This window comes from Streptomyces sp. NPDC088746 (assembly GCF_044751065.1).
Classification (GTDB): Bacteria; Actinomycetota; Actinomycetes; order Streptomycetales; family Streptomycetaceae; genus Streptomyces.
The window spans coordinates 329532-353809 of record NZ_JBIVLA010000003.1 but is presented as its reverse complement, the minus strand read 5'-3'; the positions used below and the strand labels follow the sequence as shown (position 1 = coordinate 353809).

The window sequence follows — 24278 nt, the reverse complement described above, 5'->3', positions numbered from 1 at the left end:
GCGGCTCCCGGGCCCTCACCCTTGGACAGCGGAAGGCCAAGAAGACCCATGGCACCACCCGAAGCAGTACCGCAGGCACAGGAGGCGGCCGCAGGCATCGCCCCCACCGTGCTCGAAGCCCGCTCCGTGAGCAAACGGTTCCCCGGTGTCGTCGCCCTCGACGACGTCAGCTTCTCCCTGCGCGCGGGGGAGACCCACGCACTCGTCGGGGAGAACGGCGCGGGCAAGTCCACCCTCATCAAGGTGCTGACCGGTGTGTACCGGCCCGACGGCGGCGAACTGCGGATGACCGGTGAACCGGTCCGGTTCGCCCGGCCGTTCGAAGCGCAGCAGGCCGGAATCTCCACGATCTACCAGGAGGTCAACCTCGTCCCGCTGATGAGCGTGGCGCGGAACATCTTCCTGGGCCGGGAGCCGCGGAACCGGTTCGGCCTCATCGACTTCTCCCGCATGCACCGGGAGACGAGCGAACTGCTCGACGGATTCGGCGTACGCGTCGACCCCCGGCGCCCCCTGCACACGCTCGGCGTAGGCACCCAGCAGATGGTCGCCCTCGCACGGGCGGTCTCCGTCAACGCGCAGGTCGTCATCATGGACGAGCCCACCTCCTCGCTCGAACCACGCGAGGTGGAGACCCTCTTCCGCGTCATCGGCAACCTGCGGGACAAGGGCATCGCCGTCCTCTACGTCAGCCACCGCATGGACGAGCTCTACCGGATCTGCGACCGCGTCACCGTCCTGCGCGACGGGCGCCACATCCACACCGGCGAGCTCGCCGACCTCGACCGGATGCAGCTCGTGTCCATGATGCTCGGCCGCGACCTCTCCGAGGTGCGCCGCTCCGGCGTCACCAACTTCGCGGCCGAGGGCCACGAGGCGGCCCGCACCCCCGTACTCACCGCGACCGGACTCTCCAGCCGCCTCCAGCTCCACGACATATCCGTGTCGCTGTACGCGGGCGAGGTGCTCGGCCTCGGAGGCCTCCTCGGCTCCGGACGCAGCGAGACGGCCAAGGCGCTGTCCGGCGCCCTGCCCCTGGACGCCGGCGAACTCACCGTCGACGGCACCACGCTGAAGCGGCTCACCCCGGCCGCCGCCATCCGGGCCGGCATCAGCCTGCTGCCCGAGGACCGCAAGGCCGAAGGCATCGTGCCGGGCCTCTCCGTCCGCGAGAACATCGTCCTCGCGGCCATGCCCCGCCTCTCCCGAGCCGGTGTCGTCTCGCGCGCCAAGCAGGACCGGATCGTCGACATCTTCATGAAGCGCCTGCGGATCAAGGCGTCGAGCCCCGAGCAGAAGGTCGGGGAACTCTCCGGCGGCAACCAGCAGAAGGTCCTGCTGGCCCGCTGGCTCTGCCTGGAGCCCAAGGTCCTGCTGCTCGACGAACCCACCCGGGGCATCGACGTCGGAGCCAAGGCCGAGGTCCAGAGCCTCATCGACGACCTCGCCCGCGAAGGCCTCGCCGTCCTGCTCATCTCCTCCGACATCGAGGAGCTCATCGAGGGCGCCGACCGGATCGTCGTCCTGCGCGGCGGAGCGGTCGCCGGTGAGCTGTCGGGCGACGACGTGGCCGAGGACCGGTTGCTCGAAGTGCTCGCCGACCACGCACCGGAGCCGGCGGACCGGGCCCCGGCCGCCCAGGAGGACCCCCGATGACCCAGACCGCCGTCGCCCCGCCCGCGAAGAGCGACAAGCCCCGCAAGCCCGTGAGCCCCCTGGCCCGGCTGCGTGACCCCGCCTGGTACCAGCGCTACGGCGTGTACATGGCCGTGGCCGTGGTGCTGCTCTTCAACGCCCTGTTCACCGACCACTTCATGACCGCCGACAACTTCCGCACCCAGCTCGTCCAGGTAGCCCCCATCGTCATCGTCGCCCTGGGCATGGCCCTGGTCATCGGCACCGAGGGCGTCGACCTGTCCGTCGGCTCGACCATGGCGCTCGCCGCCGCGTTCCTCCCGCTGTACCTGGGCTACGGGCTCGTACCCGCACTGGTCGTCTCCCTCCTGGCCGGCGCGGTCGTCGGAGCCGTCAACGGCGCTCTCGTCTCGCTCGTCGGGCTCCAGCCCATCGTGGCCACGCTCGCGCTCTTCGTCGGAGGCCGCGGGCTCGCCCTCGTCATGGCCGACGGCCAGCTCAAGCAGATCGTCAACCCCGACCTGCTGTCGCTGGGCACCGGCTCCTTCCTCGGCATTCCGCTCGTCGTCTGGATCGCCGGAATACTCGCCCTCGCCGTGGCCTTCCTCGTGCAGCGCACCACCTTCGGCCGGCAGATCGTCGCCGTCGGCGGAAACCGCTCCGCCGCAGCGCTCGCCGGGCTGCCCGTCAAGCGGGTGCTCATCGGCGTGTACGTCCTCTGCGGGGTGCTCGCGGCGCTCGCCGGCATCCTCGCCACGGCGAGGCTGACCGCGAGTGACCCGTCCTCGCTCGGCACGCTCATGGAACTCTCCGCCATCACGGCGGTCGTGGTCGGCGGCACACCCCTCAACGGGGGCTCCGTCCGGGTGCTCGGCACCGTGGCAGGCGCCCTGCTCATGCAGCTCCTGCGCGCCACGCTCGTCAAGCACGACCTGCCCGACTCCACCGCACAGATCGCCCAGGCGGCCATCATCATCGCCGCCGTCTACGTCGCCCGGGAGCGTCGGTCCCGATGAACGAAACCAAGCCCGTCACCGCCGCCCCGGCCCCGGCCGCGCCGAAAGCGCCCAAGGCCCCTCCCGCCGCAGGCCCCGAGCAGACCGGCCGGCAGCGCGCCGCGGAACTCCTGCAACGCCAGGGCGTCCTCGCGGTCCTGCTCACCGTCGTGATCGCCGCCTCGTTCATCTACCCGACGTTCGCGTCCCTGGACAACGCCCGCGGTGTCACCATCCAGGCCTCGTTCCTCGCCGTGGTCGCACTCGGCATGACGATGGTCATCATCACCGGCGGCATCGACCTGTCCGTCGGCTCGGTCTTCGCCCTCGGGGGAGTCCTCGCCGCCTGGGCCTCGCAGTACGGCTTCCTCGCCGCGCTCCTGCTCCCCCTCGTGGTCTGCGGAGGGATCGGCCTGCTCAACGGCTTCCTGATCGCCCGGGGCAACATGGCGCCCTTCATCGTCACCCTCGCCACGCTGCTGGGCGCCCGCGGCCTGCTGCTCGCCCTGACCGACGAGGGCGCCACCACCTATCTGGTGCCCAAGGACTCCGCCTTCGGCGAACTCGGCCAGGGCAGCGTCTGGGGCTTCGGCTACCCGATCGTCATCGCCCTCGTGCTCTTCGGCGCCGGCGGGCTCGTCCTGCAGCGCACCTCGTTCGGGCAGACCCTCTTCGCCGTGGGCGGCAGCAGCGACGCCGCCACCCTGATGGGCCTCCCCGTCGCGCGTACGAAGATCCTCGTCTACACCCTCAGCGGCCTGCTCGCAGGACTCGCCGGCGCCCTCAACGCGGCCAGGCTGTCCTCCGGCGTCACCATCGTCGGCGTGGGCATGGAACTCGACGCGATCTCCGCCGTCGTCATCGGCGGCACCCTGCTCATCGGCGGCGCCGGATCCATCAGCGGAACCCTCTGGGGCGTCCTGCTGCTGGCCGTCATCCAGAACCTGATCAACCAGATCGGCTCGCTCAACTCCTCCTACCAGTCGGTCGTCAGCGGCGGCTTCCTTATCGTTGTCGTGGTCGCCCAGCGCTATCTCGCGCGCAGTCGCAGAAGCACCTGACGACGAGCCGGCCGCCGAGGCCGGACCAACAGCCAAGCCGAGCCGAACCAAGGAGTGCCGTGGGCGTCAGCCTCAAGGACGTTGCACAACGGGCGGGCGTGTCCATCAAGACCGTGTCGAACGTGGTGAACAACTATCAGCACGTCACACCCGCCATGCGCGCCAAGGTGCAACAGGCGATCGACGAGCTCGGCTACCGGCCGAACCTCACCGCCCGCCACCTGCGCAAGGGCCGCACCGGCATCATCGCCCTCGCCGTCCCCGAATTCGGCAACCCGTACTTCGCGGAGCTCGCCGGAGCGGTCATCGACGCGGCCGCCCGGCACGACTACACCGTCCTGGTCGACCACACCGCCGGCCTCAAGGAGAAGGAACTCCTGGTCAGCCAGGGATTCCGGTCCCATGTGATCGACGGTCTCATCCTCAGCCCCATCCATCTGGAGACCGAGGACCTCATGGCGCGCACCGAGACCGCGCCACTGGTCCTGCTGGGCGAGCGCGAGTACGAGGCGCCCTACGAACACATCGCCATCGACAACGTGGCGGCGGCCCGCGAGGCCGTGCGCCACCTCGTCGACCAGGGCAAACGGCGCATCGCCTTCCTCGGATCGCGCACCGGCCAGGAGCGCCAGCCGGCCCATCTGCGCCTGAGGGGCTGGCGCGAGGAACTCGAGGCCGCCGGCATCACACCCGACGAAGCCCTCGTCGTGGTCACCGACGGCTACGGCCGCGAGGACGGTGCCACCGGCATGGCGCAGCTCCTCGACCAAGGGCACCGGCCCGACGCCGTGTTCGCGTACAACGACCTCATCGCCATCGGCGCGATGCGGACCATCACCGAACGCGGCCTGCGGATCCCGGACGACATCGCCGTCGTCGGCTTCGACGACATCGAGGAGAGCCGCTACACCACCATCACACTCACCACCATCGCCCCCGACAAGGAAGCCATCGCCCGCCTCGCCGTCGACAGCCTCGTCGAACAGCTCTCGGGCGAACCCGTCGCCGAACCGCGCAGGCCACGCCCCGGCTACCGCCTCGTCGTCCGCGAATCCACCACGGCCGGCCCCGACTCCGGCCACACCGAGGATCTCTGATGCCGCGCCCCACCGTGCACCGCACCCCGTTCGGCTCCGTCCAGGGGACCCGGACCGACCTGTACACCCTCGACAGCGGTACGGGGGTCCGAGCCGAGGTCCTGACCTACGGCGCGTCCCTGCACCGCCTCACCGTGCCGGACACCACCGGAGCCACCGCCTCCGTCGTCCGGTCGCTGGCGACACTCGACGACTACACCGCCAAGCACCCCTACTTCGGCGCCGTCGTCGGCCGTTACGCCAACCGCATCGCCCACGGCCGCTTCGTCCTGGACGGGACCGAGCACCACATCCCCGCCAACGACCGTGGCCACGCCCTGCACGGCGGACCCGACGGCTTCCACACCAAGGTGTGGGAAGCGGCCCCGGACCGGACCGGCGACACCGTGTCCGTCCGGCTCACCCTGCACAGCCCCGACGGTGACATGGGCTTCCCCGGCGCCCTGGACGCCACGGTCACGTACACCCTCGACACCGCGGGCACCCTCGCCGTCGACTACGCCTCGGTCACCGACCGGCCCACGGTCGTCAACCTCACCAACCACGCCTACTTCGAACTGTCCGGCCAGGACGGCATCCTCGGCCACCACCTCGAAGTCGACGCCGACTCCTATCTGCCGGTGGACGACGACGGCATCCCCCTGGGACCGCCGGCCGAGGTCCGCGGAACACCGTTCGACCTCACCACGCCCCGGCTCCTCGGGGAGCAACTCGGTACCGAGGACGCACAGCTGCGCGCCGCGGGCGGCTTCGACCACTGCTGGGTGCTCCGGGACGCCGGCGGCGGCCTGCGACGCGCCGCACGCCTCACCGCCCCGGACGCTGCCAGGGTGATGGAGGTGTGGACCACGGAGCCCGGCATCCAGGTCTACACCGCCAACCAGCTCGACGGCTCCTTCACCGACGGCACCGGCCGCCGCCACGAACGGCACGGCGCGATCTGCCTGGAGACCCAGCACCTGCCCGACTCACCCAACCGGCCGGACCTGCCCACCCCCGTGCTGCGCCCCGGCGACACCGCGCGCAGCCGCACCGAACTGCGATTCCCGCACCTGCTGAATTAATCGATTGCCCCTCGACGAGGCGCCCTGCTGTAATTCCGGCACCGAACGACCGAACAGGGAGATGTTCATGCGCCGAGCTTCTGTGTCCACCCAGACAGGAATCCACACCTATCTCGAGGACCCGAAGCTCAGTGCACACATTGAACCTGGGAATTCTGGCGCATGTCGACGCCGGTAAGACGAGCCTGACCGAGCGGCTGCTCCACACCGCCGGAGTCATCGACGCGGTCGGCAGCGTCGACGACGGCAGCACACAGACCGACACCCTCGCCCTGGAGCGGCAGCGCGGCATCACCATCAAATCCGCCGTGGTGTCCTTCGCCGTCGACGGCGTCACGGTCAACCTCATCGACACCCCCGGCCACCCCGACTTCATCGCCGAGGTGGAACGGGTCCTCGGCGTGCTCGACGGCGCGGTGCTCGTCGTGTCCGCCGTCGAGGGCGTCCAGGCACAGACCCGGATCCTGATGAGGGCGCTGCGCCGCCTGCGGATCCCCACGCTCGTGTTCGTGAACAAGACCGACCGCGCCGGTGCCCGGTACGAAGGCGTCCTGTCCGACATCGCGCGCCGGCTGTCACCCGCGGTCGTCGCCATGGGCCCGGCCGACGGCCTGGGGACCAGGCGGGCCCGCACCAGGCCGTTCACCGCCGCGGACCGGGGCTTCACCACCGCGCTGACCGACCTGCTCACCACGCACGACGACGAACTCCTGGCGGCGTACGTCGAAGGCGCGGCCGGCGTGCCGTACGACCGGCTGCGTGACCGGCTGGCGGCGCAGACCCGGCAGGCGCTGGTGCACCCCGTCTACTTCGGCTCCGCGGCCACCGGCGCCGGTGTGGCCGAACTGACGGCCGGTATCGCCGAGTTCCTGCCGGTGACGGACCAGGACACCGGAGGCCCGGCCTCAGGAGCGGTCTTCAAGGTCGAACGCGGCCCGGCGGGAGAGAAGATCGCGTACGCCCGCATGTTCTCGGGGACGCTACGCACCCGTGAACGCGTCCGGCTGCGGGGCGACGGTGAGAAGGAGGGCCGCGAGGGCAAGATCTCGGCCATCACCGTCTTCGACCAGGGAACGGATGTCCGCGGGTCCTCGCTCCCCGCCGGCCGGATCGGCAGGCTGCGAGGCCTCCACACCGTCCGGATCGGGGACAGGATCGGCGACCCGGGGACCGCGCGGCCGGCGCGCGCCCACTTCGCTCCGCCGACCCTGGAGACCGTCGTCACCCCCCGCCACCGTCAGGACAGGGGAGCGCTGCACATCGCGCTCGGACACCTGGCGGAGCAGGACCCGCTGATCGGCGTGCGCACCGACGGCCTCCGGCAGGAGGTGTCCCTGTCGCTCTACGGAGAGGTGCAGAAGGAGGTCATCCAGGCAACCCTCGCGGACGAGTACGGCATCGAGGTCGGCTTCCGGGAGACGACGACCATCTGTCTGGAACGGCCGTCCGGGACGGGCGAGGCCGTCGAGTTCATCGACAAGGAGCCGAACCCCTTTCTCGCCACCGTCGGACTCCGGGTGGAGCCCGCCGCTTTCGGCGGCGGGGTGGAATTCCGCCGGGAGGTGGAGCTCGGTTCCATGCCGTACTCCCTGATGCGGGCGGTGGAGGACACCGTGCTGGAAACACTCGGCCAGGGAATTCACGGATGGCAGGTCACCGACTGCACGGTCACCATGACCCACTCCGGATACTGGCCCCGGCAGAGCCATTCCCACGCCGTGTTCGACAAGAGCATGTCCAGCACGGCGGGCGACTTCCGCAACCTGACGCCACTGGTGCTGATGGACGCGCTGAAGAGGGCCGGGACCACGGTCTACGAGCCCATGCACCGCTTCCGCGCCGAGCTCCCGGCCGACGCCCTCGGCCCGCTCGTGCCGGTCCTCGCGCGGCTGCGCGCCGTCCCCGGGCCCCCGGAGACGCAGGACGGCGTCTGCACGGTGGAGGGGGCGATCCCCGCCGCACGGGTGCACGAGTTGCAGCAGCTGCTTCCGGGGATGACGCGGGGCGAGGGGGTGCTGGAGTCGGCGTTCGAGGACCACAGGCCGGTCGAGGGACCAGTTCCGCGCAGGCCCAGGACCGACCGCGACCCGCTGAACCGCAAGGAGTACCTCCTGCGCACCCTGCGCCGGGTGGACTCCGGCCGGTGAGAGCGGGGCCGGTGTGACGGACGCGTGCCCCGGCGCGTCCGTCACACCCTGGCTCACTTCAGATAGGGGCCCGCCGCACCGATCTTCCCCGGGGCCGCGTTCTTCCCGCCGAGATCGAGGACGTACACCCGCAGATTGCCCTTGCCCGGCGCCGGGACGGCGAGCGTGCCTCCCGTCACCACTTGGGTGTCGCCGGTGACGGCGTCCTTGTACGTGCCGTTGGGGACACCCGTGAACGTGGCGCCGCCCGAGACCGTCACGAGCGCGAAGCTGTCCGTGCCGCTCGCCGTGTCGGTGTAGCGGCGCTTGTACGCCATCGAGCCGGTGATGCCCTCCGTGGAGTACTGCCCCATCTGCAGGGCGGGCACTGCACGGCGGATCCGGTTGAGCCGCTGGACGTGCTTGACCAGCGGCTTCGCCAGGGTGTCCGCGACCGCACCGGTCGCCGAGCCGACGGTGCCGAAGTCCGGCGCCTCGACCTCGCCCGCGAGATGCGCGCCGTAGTACGCCCGGCCGGTCGTCGCCAGCGGGCAGGTGGGCCCGCAGTCGATCTTCTTGCCGGCCTGGAACTCGATCTCCGAGCCGTAGTAGAGCGTGGGGATGCCCCGGAAGGTCCACATCAGCGACATGTTCTCGGCCCAGGCGTCCGTGCCGCCCGCGTACCGTTCGCTGCTCTTGTTGGGGCCGTAGTCGTGGCTGTCGACGTAGACGACGTTGTAGGTGGCGTCGTTGTAACTGTCGTCGGAGTCCTTGCCGTTGTTGTACGCGTTGGCGGCGTCACCGAAGTTCATGTGCATGCGCATGTCGATGACGTTCATCCCGGAGAACTCGCTGTGGTCCGGTGCGTGGTACGTGTTGCCGTTCAGGAACGCATTGGTGGAGGTCGGCTGGGATCCTGTGCCCTGCTGCTGCTCGTAGTCGTACATCTCCAGGGCGGCCTTCTCGTCGTCCGGGCTGTACTCCTTGCGCTCCTTCCACGTGTAGAACTGCGCGGAGTGGTTGACCGAGCCGCGGTTCCACTTGTCGTTGACGAAGGCGGCGACCTCACCGAAGACGAAGAAGTTCTTCGCGGCCTCGGTGCCGAACTGCTGGGTGACGCGCTCCTGGATGGCCGGCAGGAAGCGGCGGTTCCACGTCGTGCGGGGGATGTGTACGGCGGTGTCGACGCGGAAGCCGTCGACGCCCATGTCGATGTACTTGTTGTAGGCGCCGATCAGATAGTTCTGCACCGGCGCGCTCTCGGTGTTGAAGTCGGCGAGGTCGTCGTGCAGCCAGCAGCTCCGGGAATCCTCGCCCTCCCAGTTGCCGATCCAGCAGTTGTGGTAGTACGCCTTCGGGAACATGCCGGAAGTGGGGCTGGGCCACTGGCAGTTGTAGATCCGGTAGCCCTCCGGCGAGGTGGCCCCGGTGGGGGTGCCCCAGTTGACGCAGGTGTTGCCCGAGGGCTCCGCCGTGGACCACAGGTCGCCGTTGTAGTACGACTTCCCGGACTTCGGCTCGACGGTGAGGCCGTCGTACTCGAAGCCGTCGTTCTTCTCGTCGTAGTACCAGCTCCACTGGGTGTCGCGGACCCCGTACGTCTTCGGGGCGAACAGGCCCTTGGCGCCCCAGCGCGAGGAGTGGTTGTAGACGACGTCCTGGTAGATCTTCATGCTCTTGGCGTGGGCCGCGTCGATGAGGTCCTGGTACGAGGCCCCGGCGGATTCGAGCCGGGAGTCGACCTCGTAGAAGTCATAGCCGTGGTAGCCGTGGTAGTCGTAGTCGGACCGGTTCAGGACCACGGGGGTGATCCAGACGGCCGACATACCGAGGCCCTTGATGTAGTCGAGCTTGTCGACCAGGCCCTTGAAGTCGCCCCGGAACATGGGGTCGTCGTTGGCCGCGTTGCCCGACTTCCCGTGCTGGCTGCCGCCCCGGTTGTTCGCCGTGTCACCGTCGTTGAAGCGGGCGGTGAGGACGAAGTAGATCGGATCCTTGCGGGGGTCGGTGCCGAGCGGCTTCCCGGAGGCGGGGGCGGTGGGTTTCTCCCCGGTGGTCGCGGTGGCCGTGGCGGAGGCCGCCGAGACGTTCCCCGCGGCGTCGACCGCTCTGACGGTGTAGCTGTAGGCCGTCTTCGCCTCCAGGCCGGTGTCGGAGTACACGGTGGAGCCGACATCGGTCACCGCGGTGCCCTTGGTGCCACCCGTCCGTGTCACCTGGTACTTCGTCACGCCGCGGTCGTCTGTGGACGGGTCCCAGGTCAGCACGACGGACACGCCGTCCGCGCTCGCCGACACCTTCGCGGGGGCGGTCGGGGCCTGGGTGTCAGGTGTCGAGGCGGCGCACGGGTCCGCGGCGCCGGCCGTGACCTTCTTGTCCTTCACCGTGGTGAGACCGGCGGGGAGCGTGTAATCGGCGCCGTTGTTGTTGTCCCAGACGCCGTTGCCGTTGTTGAAGGCGGCCTGCATGGACGAGGCGGAGCCGAGGTCCACCGACTTCTTCACCCAGCCGGTGCACGCGGGCTCCATCCCCACGCCGGGCACGGTGGTCCAGGACCCGCCCGCCGGCCGGTAGTGGAGGTTGGTGGTCGTCCAGCCGACCGTCGCGGTCGAGTAGTAGACCGAGGCCGTCCGGGCCTCCTCCTCGGGTTCCGTACCGGTCCCGGCGCAGGGGTCGCTGTGGGCCACCACGCCGTCCTTCACGGTGATGGCGCCGGTGCCCAGGGCGTAGTTCTTCCCGGCGTTGTTGTCCCAGACGCCGGAGCCGTCGTTGAACGTCGCGGCCAGGCCGGACGCGCTGCCCAGAGGGACGGTCTTCTTCACCCAGTCCGTGCACGCGGCTTCCATGGCCACCCCGGGGACGGTGGTCCAGGAGCCGCCGTCGGGCGCGTAATGCAGCCGGTAGGCGGACCAGTTCTTGGTCTTCGTGTAGTAGAAGACGGTGGCGGTGGACTCCGAGGCGGCCGCCGGCACGGCCGACTCCGGTCCGGATGGGCCGGGCGCCGGGGTCAGGAGCCCCAGCATCACCGTCGCCGCGACGGCTGCGGCCGCCGCAGGGCGTCCGGGCAGCCGGACAGGGGTGCGTCTCATTCGTGTGTCTCCAGGGGAGGGCCGCGGGCGGGTGGACCGCGACTGCCGACAGCACAGCCGCTCCGCGAGCGGCTGCCAGGACCCCGCCGGAGAACCCGGACGCGCCTCGGGGTTCGGGCGAGCGAAGCTCTGACAGCAATCTCCGTCAGAACCTTTCTGCAATCTCTTGCATTCAGGAAGTTAGCGGGACATGACAGGTTCGTAAAGAGGCCGCACACCACCGTGACGGAGAGGAATGAGGGAGGGGACGCGCGTGTTGCGCTGTTTTCGAGCTGCGTCAGCGGATCGTCAAGGAGGACGGCACGGTGGCCGCGGAGATCACGGGGGTGGGCGGCATCCTCGACCTGACGGCCCGCCGGCTGGTCGAAGATCCGGCCGGGCGGTTCGCCGCGCTTGCCGCGAAGCCGGAACTCCTCGGTATCCGTACCGCCTGACGGGCGGCGGCAGGGAGCACCGCGGTCAGGGAGTGGTCCCGCCCGCCGCCAGCTTCGTGACCAGACGGCCGAGGCGGGCGGCCCGGAGCTCCGGGGTCCTCGCCCTGAGCAGCTCCAGGATCACGAGGTAACGGTCCGTCCTGCCGAGCCGCTCGAAGCGTTCCGCTGCCCGTGGGTCGGCGGCCAGTGCGGCGGCGAGGTCGGCGGGCACGGTGGCCTCCCTCTGCGACGGGTACGCCGTCCCCCACCGCCCGTCCTCCCGCGCAGCCCGCACCTCGGCGAGCCCGGGCTCCCGCATCCGGCCTGCCGCCGTCAGCGCCTCCACCTTCCGTACGTTGACGAGGGACCAGGTGCTGCGCGGCCGGCGGGGCGAGATCCTCTGCAGGTAGTACACCTCGTCCAGGGATCTCCGCTGCCCGTCGATCCATCCGGAGCAGAGCGCGGCGTCCACCACCTCGGACGCAGTGACGGACGTGATGCCGGAGCTCTTCTTCGCGATCTTCAGCCAGAGCTCCGTCCGCTCCCCGTGGTGCTCCTCCAGCCAGGCCTCCAGGAGCTCGACCCGTTCGAAGAAGAGCGCTTCCGCGCCCGCTTCCCAGGTGGCATCCGCCTTCCCGTCCTCGGCCACGGCGTTCTCCGTCCCTTCCCGCGATCGCGATGAGGTCATGGGAACGACGTTAGAGCCCCTACAGGACAGTTCCCGTCCTGTAGGGGCGCGCCGGAAACTCCTGTCATCCGTGAGGCGGCGGGCCCGTGCTCCCCCGGACCACCAGATGGGTCGGGACCAGGGTGGTGCCCCGCTCCGTCGTCTCGTTGCGGATCTGCCGCAGGACGCCGTCCACGCACCGCCGGCCGATCTCGGCGAAGTCCTGGTGGACGGTGGTCAGCGGCGGGAGGAAGGAGGCGGAGTCGGCGATGTCGTCGAAGCCGACGACGCTGACGTCCTCGGGCACGCGTCTGCCCCGTTCCTGGAGGGCCCGCAGGACGCCCAGCGCCATCTGGTCGTTGGCGGCGAAGACCGCGGTGCAGGACGGGTCCGCCGCGAGCGCGAGGCCCGCCTCGTACCCCGAGGCCGCCGACCAGTCGCCGTCCACCGGAGGCGGCACGGGGCGTCCCGCCTCCTCCAGGGTCTGCCGCCAGGCCTGGGCGCGTCGCTGCGCGGCGAACGACTCGGGCGGGCCGGCGACATGCGCCACGCTGTGGTGCCCGAGGTCGAGGAGGTGTCGCACGGCTGCCCTGGCGCCCCCGGACTGATCGGTGTCCACGACGCTGTAGCGGTCGCCCGCATCGGAGTCGGCCACCACCACATGGGTGTGCGGCGGCAGCGATATGGCGGCGTCCAGGAGGCGGACTTCCATGATCACGATGATGCCGTCCACGACCTGCTCGCCGAGCATGGTCACGGCGCCCCTGACTCCCGTGCTGGTGGGCGTCGCGACGGGCAGCAGCGTGATCGCGTAGCCCTCGTCCGCGGCGGAGGCCGAGATGGCCTCCAGCGTGCGGACGTTGCCCGTCGTGGCCAGGGTGAACAGGATGACGCCCAGAGTGCGGAACTTCCCGCTCTTCAGGGCGCGCGCGGCGCTGTTGGGGCGGTAGTTCAGCTCCTTCATGGCGTTCAGCACGCGTTCGCGGGTCTCCTCGGACACCACCGTGTGCCCGTTGGAGACGCGGGAGACCGTCTGGGAGGAGACTCCGGCCAGGCGCGCGACGTCGGCCATCGAGGCCTCCTTGCGGGGCGCCCTGTCCATGGCCTGTTCCTTTCCCTGCACTACGTCCGCCTCCGTCGTGGTCGTGTGAGCCTTTCGCCGTGTGGGCGCGCCGTTCAGGCCGCGGGGCCGTCCTCGGCCGCGCGTTGTGGGGGGTGTTCCGATCGGGGCCGGCCCTGTCTCTGCTGCGCGTGTGGCTCGTTGTCGCGTGCGGACCGAGGGCTCGGACCAACGGCATTTCTACCACTCCGGACGCCCGGCGCCGACACACGGGCACACGCGAGACAGCGGCTCGGGCCGCCGGACGGTCCCTCGGGCCCCAACTCGTGGGCGTAGCAGGGAAACCGAGTCTTGACCATGGGGTGAGAGACGTGTAGACATCACTTCACCGATAAATGTTTACGTAAACATCAGTACAGGCGTTCGCGTGGACATCGGCCTCCTCAAGCACAGCGCCTCCACGATGTCCGGTGTCTCCATCCGGCCGGGGCCATGCAACAACGCCGGACCAACAGGAGTACCCATGACGGCCGTTACGCCGATCACGACCGGACGCCGCCCACCGGCCGGAAGCTCCCGCAGCCGCCGTGGACGGGTCGGCTGGATCTTCGTAGGGCCCTTCATGGCCGTGTTCGCCCTGGTGTTCCTCGCCCCGATCGCCTACTCGCTGTATCTGAGCTTCTTCCGGGACCAGCTGGTGGGCGGCACGTCGTTCGTCGGCCTGGACAATTTCCGACGGGCCTTCGAGGACGAACAGTTCTGGGCAGCCGTGGGCCGGGTGACCCTCTTCCTCGCGGTGCAGGTGCCCGTCATGCTCGGCCTCGCCCTGCTCATAGCCCTGGCCCTCGACAGCGGCAGGATCTACGGCAAGAGCTTCTTCCGGATCGCGGTCTTCCTGCCGTACGCCGTACCCGCCGTCGTCGCCACGCTGATGTGGGGCTTCATCTACGGCACCCGCTTCGGGCTGGTGGGGAACATCAACGACGCCTTCGGCGTGGCGCTGCCCGACCCGCTCTCCCCCTCCCTGGTGCTGGCGAGCATCGGCAACATCGTCACCTGGGAGTTCATCGGCTACAACATGCTGATCTTCTACTCCGCGCTGCGCGTCGTCCCCAAGTCCCTCTACGAGGCCGCCGAGATCGACGGAGCGGGACAGTGGCGGATCATCACCGCGGTCAAGATCCCCGCGATCCGCGGTGCGCTGGTGATCGCGACGATCTTCTCGGTGATCGGCAGTTTCCAGCTGTTCAACGAGCCCAGCATCCTGCAGAACCTGGCGCCCAACGCGATCACCACCTACTTCACGCCCAACTTCTACACCTTCACGCTGTCCTTCTCCGGACGGCAGCAGAACTACGCGGCCACCGTCTCCCTCGTCATGGGAGTCGTCACGATGATCATCGCCTACGCGGTCCAGCTGCGCGGCATGCGAAAGGAGGCGTGAACGATGAGCGCCCCTTCCTTCACCGCCGAACAGACGCCCCGGCGGTCCACCCACCGTGCCCAGCCGCCGAACCGGGCCGCGCGCAGACGCCGTTCCGCCGGCCGGCCGCGCCGGAGCGTGCTGCTCACGGTGCTCATGGGCGTGACCGCGCTCTACGCCCTCATGCCGCTGGCCTGGCTCGTCGTCAACGCGACCAAGACGCAGAAGGGCCTCTTCGGCTCCTTCGGGCTCTGGTTCAGCGGCGACTTCGCCCTCTGGGACAACATCTCGCAGACCCTCACCTATGACGACGGCATCTTCGTCCGCTGGTTCCTCAACACCCTGCTGTACGTGGTGGTGGGCGCGGGCGGAGCCACCTTCCTCGCGGTCCTCGGCGGCTACGGCCTGGCCAAGTTCGACTTCGCGGGCAAGCGCGCCGTCTTCGCCACCGTCATCGGCGCGGTCGCCGTGCCCGCCACCGCGCTGGCCGTACCGACCTTCCTGATGTTCAGCAAGATGGGGCTCACCAACACACCGTGGGCCGTCATCATCCCGTCCCTGATCTCACCGTTCGGGCTCTACCTCATGTGGGTGTTCGCCGCCGAGGCCGTCCCCACCGAGCTCCTGGAAGCGGCCAGGATGGACGGTTCCGGCGAGCTGCGGACTTTCTTCCGCATCGCGCTCCCGCTGCTGGCCCCGGGCATCGTGACGGTCTTGCTGTTCACCATGGTGCAGACCTGGAACAACTACTTCCTGCCCCTGATCATGATCAAGAATCCGGACTGGTACCCGCTGACCCTGGGCCTGAACGCCTGGAACGAGCAGGCGTCCACCGCCGGCGGCCAGCCGGTCTTCAACCTGGTCATCACGGGTTCGCTGCTGACCATCGTGCCGCTGGTCATCGCCTTCCTGCTGCTCCAGCGCTACTGGCAGTCCGGCCTGGCCGCGGGCAGCGTCAAGGGGTGAACGGCACCCGGGCCCCGTCGGCCACCGAATCTCCGCGCTCCGGGACCGGTTCCCCCCGGCCCTCGACCGGCGCGGCGTCCCACCCCTCTCCAGCCCCGCACCCCCGTGCGGACGTTCCACGGTTCCTGCACCACCCTCACCACAACGGAGTGAAGCAATTATGAGAACCATGACCAGACGCGCGATGCGTGGCGTCGGCCTGCTGTGCGCGGCCGCGCTGAGTCTCACCGCGTGCGGGTCCTCCGACGGCGACTCCGCCTCGTCGGACAAGACCGTATCGGGAGGTGATCTCCGGGCTGCCCTCAAGAAGGGCGGTTCCCTCACGGTGTGGGCGTGGGAGCCGACGCTGAAGCAGGTGGTCAGCGACTTCCAGAAGGAGTACCCGAAGGTCAAGGTCAAGCTGGTCAACGCCGGTACGGGCAACGACCAGTACACCGCCCTGCAGAACGCCGTACAGGCAGGCTCCGGAGTGCCGGACATCGCGCAGGTCGAGTACTACGCGGTCGGACAGTTCGCCCTCTCGGAGTCCCTCGAGGACCTGAGCCGCTACGGCGCCGCGGACTTCAAGGACGACTACTCGCCGGGACCGTGGAACTCCGTCGCCGTCGACGAGGCCGTGTACGCCCTGCCCATGGACTCCGGCCCGATGGCGCTCTTCTACAACAAGAAGGTGCTGGACAAGCACCAGATCGCCGTCCCCACCACCTGGGACGAGTACCTCGAGGCGGCCCGCGCCCTGCACGCCGCGGACCCGAAGGCGTACATAACCAACGACACCGGCGACGCCGGGTTCACGACCAGCATGATCTGGCAGGCCGGCGGTACGCCGTTCAAGAACCGCGACACCGACGTGACGGTCGACCTCACCGCCGACAAGGGTGTCGTCGCCTACACCGAGGTCTGGCAGAAGCTCATCGACGAGAAGCTCCTGGCGCCCGTCACCAACTGGAGCGACGAGTGGTACAAGGGTCTGGCGGACGGCACCATCGCCACCCTCTCCACCGGCGCCTGGATGCCCGCCAACTTCGTCTCGGGCGTCGAGTCGGCCTCGGGTGACTGGCGCGCGGCCGCGCTCCCGCAGTGGAAGAAGGGCGAGGAGGTCAGCTCCGAGAACGGCGGCAGCGCCCTCGCGGTGATGAAGGCCGGCAAGAACAAGGACCTGGCGTACGCGTTCAACGAGTACGCCAACCACTCCGAGGGCGTCCAGGTCCGCCTCAAGGGCGGCGCCTTCCCCGCCACCACGGCAGACCTGTCCTCGCCGTCGTTCCTCGACACCTCCTTCCCCTACTTCGGCGGCCAGAAGGCGAACGAGATCTTCGCCCGGTCCGCCAGCCAGGTGCCCGAGGACTGGTCCTACCTGCCTTTCCAGGTGTACGCGAACTCCGTCTTCAACGACTCCGTCGGCAAGGCGTACGTCTCCGACACCACCCTGGCCGACGGTCTGAAGCAGTGGCAGAAGGCCGCCGTCACCTACGGCAACGATCAGGGCTTCAGCGTCAACAAGTGACCTCCGGCCGCTGAACCGGCACGGGGCGGTCGTCCTTCGACGGGCGGCCGCCCCGTGCCGTACCCGCACCTCGCATCCGAAAGGATCTTCATGACCCCCGCCTCCGAGCGCCACTGGCTGCGCCCGCCCTCCGACGACCGCCCCGCGCGCTTCGCCTACGGGGCCGACTACAACCCGGAGCAGTGGCCGCGCGAGGTGTGGAAGGAAGACGTCCGGCTGATGCGCGAGGCCGGGGTCACCGTCGTCTCCGTCGCCATCTTCTCCTGGGCCCGTCTCCAGCCGGCCGAGGACCGCTGGGACTTCGACTGGCTGGACGAGGTGCTCGACCTGCTGCACAGCAACGGCATCGACGTGGACCTCGCCACCGCCACCGCCTCGCCGCCGCCCTGGCTCACCACCCTGCACCCGGAGATCCTGCCGGTCACCCGCACGGGGGAGACCCTCTCCCAGGGCGCGCGGCAGCACTGGCGGCCCACCTCGCCCGTCTTCCGCGGATACGCCCTGCGGCTGGTGGAGGCCATGGCCACCCGTTACGCGGACCACCCCGCCGTGGTCGCCTGGCACATGTCCAACGAGCTCGGCTGCCACAACATCTACGACTACTCCGACGACGCCGCCCAGGCCTTCCGCGACTGGCTGCGCGCCCGGTACGTCACACTGGAGGAGCTCAACAGGGCCTGGGCCACCTCCTTCTGGTCGCAGCACTACGGGGACTGGGCACAGATCCAGCCGCCGCGACTGGCCGCCAGCCACGCCAACCCGACCCAGCAGCTCGACTTCAAGCGCTTCTCGTCGGACGCGCTGAAGGACTACCTCCGGGCCGAACGCGAGATCCTGCGCCGTATCACCCCCGGGATCCCCGCCACCACCAACTTCATGGTGATGAGCGGGACCCAGGGCATGAACTACCCCGACTGGGCGGCGGAGATCGACTTCGTCTCCAACGACCACTACGCCCACCCCGGTCCGCAGCGCCTGGACGAGCTCTCCTTCTCCGCAGCCCTCACACACTCCATCGCCGGGGGCAGGCCCTGGTTCCTGATGGAGCACTCGACGAGCGCGGTCAACTGGCAGCCCGTCAACGTCGCCAAGCGCCAGGGGGAACTCGCCCGCGACTCCCTCGTCCACGTCGCCCACGGGGCCGACGCCGTCTGCTTCTTCCAATGGCGCCAGTCCGCCGCCGGCGCCGAGAAGCACCACTCCGCGATGGTGCCCCACGCCGGCCCGGACAGTGAGCTGTTCCGCTCGGTGACCGCCCTCGGCCGGACGCTGGAGTCCCTCACACCGGTCACCGGCTCCGTGCGGGAACCGGCTCGCGCGGCCCTGGTCTACGACTGGGAATCCTGGTGGGCCGTCGAACGCGACTCCCAGCCGTCCTCCCTGGTGCGCTACCGGCAGGAGGCCCTCGACTGGTACTCGGCCTTCCTGGCCCTGGGCGTCCGCGTGGACGTGGTCACGACCGCGGCCGACCTCACCGGCTACGACTTCGTCGCGGCCCCCCTCCTGCACGTCGTCCCCCTGGAGCTCGCCGGGCGCCTGGACTCCTACGTGCGCGGCGGCGGCCACCTCGCCACCACCTACTACTCGGGTGTCGTCGACGAGAACGACCACGTCCACCTCGGCGGATACCCGGGCGCGCTGCGCGATCTGCTGGGCATCCGCATCGAGGAGTTCGGCCCGCTGCGGGAGGGCGAGGAGGTGCGGCTCGACAACGGCCTGACCGGCACGCTGTGGACCGACCGGATCGACCTGACCGACCCCGAGGTCACGGTGCGGGCGCGCTACGTGACCGGGGACCAGGCAGGACGCCCCGCCGTCACCCGGCGCGCCCTGGCGGACGGCGGTTCCGCCGCCTACGTCTCCACCCGGCTGGGCCCCCACGGGCTGCCCGCCGTGCTGGGACCCCTGCTCTCCGGCGCCGGAGTGCTCAGCGAGCTTCCCGCCGGCGTGCGGGGGCTGGTGGAGCCGACCGTGCGGACCGACGGCACCCACGCGTACTGGTTCCTCGTCAACCGTACGGACGAGCCCGTCGCGTTCGCCCCGGTGACGGGAGAGATCCTTGCCGGGCCCCCGCCGGCCGCCGGCGGACGCCTGGTCCTTCCGTCACGGGGGGTCGCGGTGGTCCGGGTGGCCGCCGGGACCACGCCGTTCACCGGGACCGCCGTCTGACGGAGAGTGCTCCGCGTGCCCCGGGGGACGGGTCCCCCAGGGCACGCGGGTACTCAGCCGGAGGCCGTGAACCGGTGGGTGCCCGACCCCACGGCGAAGACCGCACACCCGTCGTCCAGCCGCAGGAAGTCCGCCGGGCCCCGGCCCGCACTCCGTTCGTCACCGCCCGGCACCCACACCTCGGCCGTCGTGTTCGCCGGCAGTGCGACGCCGAGGACGAAGCCGTCCGCGTCCTTCTTCCAGCGTGTGGCGACCGGCCCGTACCGTGAGTCGAACCGCCCCTCTGCCCGTGTCACCCCGCCGCCCGGCCGCGGCCGCACGAGGACCTTCCGGAAGCCGGGGGCGCCCGGGGCGATGCCCGCGATGTTCGCGTACATCCACTCACCGACCGAGCCGTACGCGTAGTGGTTGAAGGAGTTCATCCCGGCGTCCTGGAAGGAACCGTCCGGCCGGATCGAGTCCCAGCGCTCCCACATCGTGGTGGCGCCCCGGTCGATCTGGTAGCCCCAGCTCGGGAACGTTCGCTGGAGCAGCAGCCGGTAGGCGACGTCCGTGTGGCCGGTGTCCGTGAGCACCGGGAGAAGCCGAGGGGTGCCGAGGAACCCTGTCGACAGATGCCAGCCCTTCGCCTCGATGAGCGCCACGAGACGGTCCGCCGCCGGCCCCCGGTCGTCCTCCGTCAGCAGGTCCATGGACAGCGCCAGCACATACGCCGTCTGCGTGTCACCCTTCACCCGGCCGCCGGCGGAGACGTACGCCGCGCGGAACGCGTCGCGCACCCGGCCGAAGAGCGTCCGGTACGGGCCGGGGTCCTTGCCCAGCGCCTCGGCCGTCCGCGCCACGAGATCGGCGCTGTGGGCGAAGTAGGCCGTGGCGATGACGTCCTTGGGCGTCTCGTCCTCGATGTTGAGCCAGTCGCCGAACCCGTCCGCAGGGCGCAGCAGCCCGGTGCTGTGCGCCTCCAGATACCCCAGCCAGTCGGTCATCGAGGACCAGGCCTGCTCCAGCACCCGTACGTCGCCGTACGCCTGGTACAGGGCCCACGGCACGGTCACCCCGGCGTCGCCCCAGCCCGCCGCGCCGTTGCCGACCCCCGGGAGGTCCGGGGCGACATGGGTGAAGGCCCCGTCGGAGGTCTGGGCGTCGCGCAGGTCGTGGAGCCACTTCGTGAGGAAGCGCGCCGACTCCATCGTGTACGCGGCGGTGGGCGCGAACACGTTGATGTCGCCGGTCCAGCCGAGCCGTTCGTCGCGGGCCGGGGTGTCCGTCGGGATGGACACGAAGTTCCCGCGCTGCCCCCAGGTGATGTTGCGGTGGAGCTGGTCGAGCATGGGGACGTCGGTGGTGAAGTCCATGGTGAACGGCGCCGAGGTGTGGATGACACGGCCCACGATCGCGTCGCGGCCCGGCGTGCCGGGATATCCCGTCACCTCGACGTAGCGGAATCCGTGGAAGGTGAAGCGGGGCTCGTAGGTCTCCCGGCCGCCTCCCTTGAGCGTGTACGTGTCCGTGGCGCGGGCGGTGCGCAGGTTGGCCGTGTAGATCGTGCCGTCCGGGTTCAGCACCTCGGCGTGCCGCAGCCGCACCGTGGTGCCGGCCGGTCCGGAGACCGTGAGGCGCGCGGTCCCCACCATGTTCTGGCCGAGGTCGAACACGAAGACACCGGGCGCCGGTTCGGTCACCTCACGGGTGGTCAGCTCACGCTCCACACGGCAGGGGCCGTCCACCTCGGCCACGAGCGCCGCGGTCACCCCGTCGACGGTGTCGGCGGCGAGCCAGCCGGCCGCGTCGAAGCCGGCGCGTGTCCATCCGGCGGTCTCCAGCCGGGCGTCGTAGTCCTCGCCCGCCATGAGGTCCGCCCCGGTGACCGGCCCCGCCGCGGTGAGCCAGTCACTCCCCGACACCACGCGCTCGGTCGACCCGTCGGTGTAGGTGACCTCCAGCTGGGCGAGCGCGGCGGGCCGTTCACCGTACTGATGCGGCCCGAACCAGGCGATGTTCCCCGCGTACCATCCGGCCGCGAGCGTGATCCCGAGCGCGTTGCCGCCCCGCGCCAGCAGACCGGTCACGTCGTACGTCTGGTACTGGACGCGCTTGTCGTAGTCCGTCCAGCCCGGGGCGAGCCGGTCCTCACCGACGCGCTCGCCGTTGAGGAACACCTCGTAGAGGCCGAGGGCGGTCGAGTACAGCCTGGCCCGCGCGACCCGCTTGCGGCCGAGCCTGAACTCCCTGCGCAGCTGGGTGGCGGGGGAGTACGCCACCTTCACCTCGCCCCAGGGGCCGGCGCCCCAGCGGGCGAGGGCCTTGGCGGCGGGCCAGACGGTGTCGTCGTAGCCGGGGGAGTGCCAGTCTCCCGACGGTTCCTCGTCGGTGGCCCGCCACGCCGCGTCGGTGACGGACGTGACCACACCGTCGGCCGTGGTCAGTTCCAGCACTCCGAGCAGCCCGGCAGGGCCGCTGACCGCGTTCGTCGCCGACACGGCGATCACCTGGACCCCGGGGGCGAGATGGTCCGACACATCGACGAGGACCGGACGTTTCCAGTTCTCGGCGGGGCCGTCGGCCTCCGTGTGCGCCACCTCCACGCCGTTCACCCGGGCGGTGAACCCGTCGTCGGCGCTCATGACCAGCCGGGCGCGGGTGACACCCTCCGGAACCTCCACCCGGCCGCGGAACCACCGTGTGGCGGCGGGTGCCTCCACGGCGGGATCGCCTTCCGGGAACCAGATCCAAGAGGCGCCGTCCAGAGCGGGCGTGCCGGTCAGCGCCTCGGGTGCGGCGATCCAGCCGGCCGACCAGTCGGAGGAGTCCAGCAGCCCGGTCTCCCACCAGGACGGCTCGCTCCACGCGGAGGCCCGGCCGTCCGCGTCCCAGATCCGCACGGACCAGAAGTAGCGCGTGCGGGACGCCGGCTCGGGGCCCGCGTACGGGACCAGCATGGACTGTGCGGACTCGACCCTGCCGCTGTCCCAGACGTCGGGCTTCCCCAGACGGTCGGGGGCGGTGGCCACGCGCACCTGGTAGGCGGTCTGGCTCCGGCCCGGGCTGTCCGACGCGACCGGCCAGCTCAGTCGTGGACGCGGGGTGTCCAGGCCCAGCGGATTGCGTACGTACTCGACGGTCGGCCCGGTGACGCGAGCCCGGCCGCTCGCGGCGGCCCGCGCGGGTCCTGACGCACCGGCGGGGGGTGCGGACACCGCGGCGAGCGCGGCGGTGGCGGCGGTGGTGCTGAGCAGTCGTCTTCTGCTGATCACAACGCGGCTCCGTAACGATGCGGTGATGAATCGTTTCAGTTCCGGTGAAGCTAGGGTTTTGACCGCTCACTGTCAAGAGTTCTTTCGCGATAATGCCATTTCTGGATTGATACTTGTATGCCTGCTGCCTGCGGCATTGACGCCCTCCTGGGCCGGGTCTATCTTCGCTCGCAAGGAGGAGTTGAAACCTTTCACGCGATGGGCCGAATGGGCCTGCCCCGGCGCCGATCGTTGCGCTGTCCGGCTGACGCGGCTCAGGCTCGCCGGAGATGTGGACGAAAGGTCAGGTGTTCGCACTTCGCGGACCTGACAGGTCCGCGATCCGCTCCTCCATCTCAAGGAGAACGCATGCGCCTGCGCGCCCGCTGGGCACCAGCCGCTCTACTGCTGATCGCCCCCCTGATCGGCACCACCACGGCCACGGCGGACACCGGCGAGGCTCTCGTGCCGGTGCAGAAGTCGGCCCGGGCCGTCCCCGGTCAGTACATCGTCACCGTCTCACCCGAGCAGAAGCCGGCCGCCATGGCCGAGCAGATCGGGGTCAGCACCCTCTTCACGTACAGCAAGGTCCTGCACGGGTTCGCGGCGTCCCTGACGCCCGCGCAGCTCGAGAAGGTGCGCGGCGCGACGGGCGTCCAGGCGGTCGAGGAGAACAGCGAGGCCTCCGTCTCGCCGCCCGCCTCCGAGGCGGCCGGGAAGCGGGCCGTCGCCGGGAGCTGGGGCCAGGACCGCGTCGATCAGCGGAACCTCCCGCTGGACGGCACGTACGACGTGGCCGGCACGGGTCAGGGTGTGACCGCGTACATCCTCGACACCGGCATCGAGTCCGCCCACGGCGAGTTCGGCGGCCGGGTGGGTGCCGGGTACGACGCGATCGGTGACGGCCGCAACGGCGAGGACTGCAACGGCCACGGCACGCACGTGGCCGGGACCGTGGCCGGTACGACGTACGGGGTCGTGCCCGCGGCCTCCCTCGTGCCGGTGCGGGTGCTCAACTGCGAAGGATCGGGCACCTGGGCCGGGATCATCGCCGGGCTCGACTGGATCGCCCAGAACGCCGAGCAGCCGGCCGTCGTGAACGCCTCCCTCGGCGGACCCGCGTCGTCGGCCGTCGACGACGCGTTCGACGCGCTAGCGGCGGAGGGCACCCTGCCGGTGGTCGCGGCGGGCAACGAGAACCAGGACGCCTGTGACGTCTCCCCGGCACGTGCCGACGGCGTGCTCGCCGTGGGAGCGAGCGACGACCAGGACCGGCAGGCGACCTTCAGTAACTGGGGTACCTGTGTATGGCTGTACGCCCCGGGCGTGGACATCGTGTCCGCGAAGCTCGGCGGCGGCTCCACGACCCTGAGCGGAACGTCCATGGCCAGCCCGCACGTCGCCGGTGCCGCCGCGCTCTACAAGGAGCAGCACCCCGACGCGGCGCCGCAGGAGGTCTCCGACTGGCTCGCCGCGGAGGCGACCCCTGACGTCCTGACCGGCCTCGGTGCCGGCTCGCCCGACCGGCTCCTCTACGTCGGCGGTCTCTGACCCCCGGCCGGCTCCACCGAGCGGGGTCCGCGTCCTGCGGGCCCCGCTTTTCCCTGTGCCGTGGAACAGGCACTTTCGGGCAGCTTGCAGTTTTACGCAAAAAGCTTACGCCGATGGGAGTGCGTCAGGAGGCAGGTGGCCCACGAGGTCGCCCTCTTGAATTGCCCCTCAGCGAACGGCCCTTGCGCGTCTCCCCGTATCGCCCCACCGTGCTCCGGTTTC

16 protein-coding genes are annotated in these 24278 nt (G+C 70.2%); 12 read left to right on the top strand and 4 right to left on the bottom strand.

The features are described from left to right. Positions 1-48 precede the first annotated feature (48 nt). The 6 genes from ACIP63_RS16065 (at position 49) to ACIP63_RS16040 (ending at position 7999) form a co-directional block, all read left to right on the top strand. On the top strand, positions 49-1656 hold the full coding sequence (locus tag ACIP63_RS16065) for a sugar ABC transporter ATP-binding protein (RefSeq protein WP_401515912.1): 1608 nt from the start codon (positions 49-51) through the stop codon (positions 1654-1656). Continuing rightward, positions 1653-2651, top strand: a complete 999-nt coding sequence (locus ACIP63_RS16060) for an ABC transporter permease (protein ID WP_401515909.1) — start codon at positions 1653-1655, stop codon at positions 2649-2651. Before ACIP63_RS16065 ends, ACIP63_RS16060 begins: the two co-directional genes overlap by 4 nt. Further along, the gene (locus ACIP63_RS16055; protein ID WP_401515906.1) at positions 2648-3691 is read left to right on the top strand and encodes an ABC transporter permease; all 1044 of its coding nucleotides are present in this window, start codon (positions 2648-2650) and stop codon (positions 3689-3691) included. Before ACIP63_RS16060 ends, ACIP63_RS16055 begins: the two co-directional genes overlap by 4 nt. Positions 3692-3750: 59 nt before the next feature. Continuing rightward, on the top strand, positions 3751-4788 hold the full coding sequence (locus ACIP63_RS16050) for a LacI family DNA-binding transcriptional regulator (RefSeq protein ID WP_401515904.1): 1038 nt from the start codon (positions 3751-3753) through the stop codon (positions 4786-4788). Continuing rightward, positions 4788-5852: an aldose epimerase family protein gene (locus ACIP63_RS16045; RefSeq protein ID WP_401515901.1), complete on the top strand. Its 1065-nt coding sequence runs from the start codon at positions 4788-4790 to the stop codon at positions 5850-5852. The genes ACIP63_RS16050 and ACIP63_RS16045 overlap by 1 nt, the downstream gene beginning before the upstream one ends. Positions 5853-5983: 131 nt before the next feature. Next, positions 5984-7999 carry a GTP-binding protein gene (locus ACIP63_RS16040; RefSeq protein ID WP_401515898.1) on the top strand — a complete coding sequence of 672 codons (2016 nt, stop codon included), beginning with the start codon at positions 5984-5986 and terminating at the stop codon, positions 7997-7999. A 53-nt stretch (positions 8000-8052) separates the two neighbouring features. Here the strand turns inward: ACIP63_RS16040 and ACIP63_RS16035 are convergent, their stop codons facing one another. Further along, complete coding sequence (locus ACIP63_RS16035) at positions 8053-11067, bottom strand: carbohydrate binding domain-containing protein (protein WP_401515896.1); 3015 nt, start codon at positions 11065-11067, stop codon at positions 8053-8055. Between the two features lie 305 nt (positions 11068-11372). On the opposite strand from ACIP63_RS16035, the gene ACIP63_RS16030 reads away from it, so the two are divergent. Continuing rightward, the gene (locus tag ACIP63_RS16030) at positions 11373-11501 is read left to right on the top strand and encodes a hypothetical protein (RefSeq protein ID WP_401515893.1); all 129 of its coding nucleotides are present in this window, start codon (positions 11373-11375) and stop codon (positions 11499-11501) included. A gap of 25 nt (positions 11502-11526) precedes the next feature. Here ACIP63_RS16030 and ACIP63_RS16025 read toward each other — a convergent pair whose 3' ends face one another. After that, positions 11527-12168, bottom strand: coding sequence for a YdeI family protein (locus ACIP63_RS16025; RefSeq protein ID WP_401515891.1), 642 nt, complete (start codon positions 12166-12168; stop codon positions 11527-11529). 64 nt (positions 12169-12232) lie between these two features. Next, on the bottom strand, positions 12233-13249 hold the full coding sequence (locus tag ACIP63_RS16020; RefSeq protein ID WP_401515888.1) for a LacI family DNA-binding transcriptional regulator: 1017 nt from the start codon (positions 13247-13249) through the stop codon (positions 12233-12235). A 481-nt stretch (positions 13250-13730) separates the two neighbouring features. Here ACIP63_RS16020 and ACIP63_RS16015 point away from each other — a divergent pair, with 481 nt between their 5' ends. The 4 genes from ACIP63_RS16015 (at position 13731) to ACIP63_RS16000 (ending at position 19272) form a co-directional block, all read left to right on the top strand. Then, the gene (locus tag ACIP63_RS16015; protein WP_401515885.1) at positions 13731-14651 is read left to right on the top strand and encodes a carbohydrate ABC transporter permease; all 921 of its coding nucleotides are present in this window, start codon (positions 13731-13733) and stop codon (positions 14649-14651) included. Between the two features lie 3 nt (positions 14652-14654). After that, a complete protein-coding gene (locus tag ACIP63_RS16010) occupies positions 14655-15596 on the top strand; it encodes a carbohydrate ABC transporter permease (RefSeq protein ID WP_401515882.1) in 942 nt (313 codons plus the stop codon). 160 nt (positions 15597-15756) lie between these two features. Further along, the gene (locus ACIP63_RS16005) at positions 15757-17103 is read left to right on the top strand and encodes an ABC transporter substrate-binding protein (RefSeq protein ID WP_401515879.1); all 1347 of its coding nucleotides are present in this window, start codon (positions 15757-15759) and stop codon (positions 17101-17103) included. A gap of 90 nt (positions 17104-17193) precedes the next feature. Then, the gene (locus tag ACIP63_RS16000) at positions 17194-19272 is read left to right on the top strand and encodes a beta-galactosidase (protein WP_401515876.1); all 2079 of its coding nucleotides are present in this window, start codon (positions 17194-17196) and stop codon (positions 19270-19272) included. Positions 19273-19325: 53 nt separating this feature from the next. On the opposite strand, the gene ACIP63_RS15995 is transcribed toward ACIP63_RS16000, so the two are convergent. After that, positions 19326-22526, bottom strand: a complete 3201-nt coding sequence (locus ACIP63_RS15995; protein ID WP_401515873.1) for an alpha-L-rhamnosidase — start codon at positions 22524-22526, stop codon at positions 19326-19328. A gap of 348 nt (positions 22527-22874) precedes the next feature. On the opposite strand from ACIP63_RS15995, the gene ACIP63_RS15990 reads away from it, so the two are divergent. After that, entirely contained in the window at positions 22875-24056 is a 1182-nt protein-coding gene (locus ACIP63_RS15990) for a S8 family serine peptidase (protein ID WP_401515870.1), read from the top strand. Positions 24057-24278 lie beyond the last annotated feature (222 nt).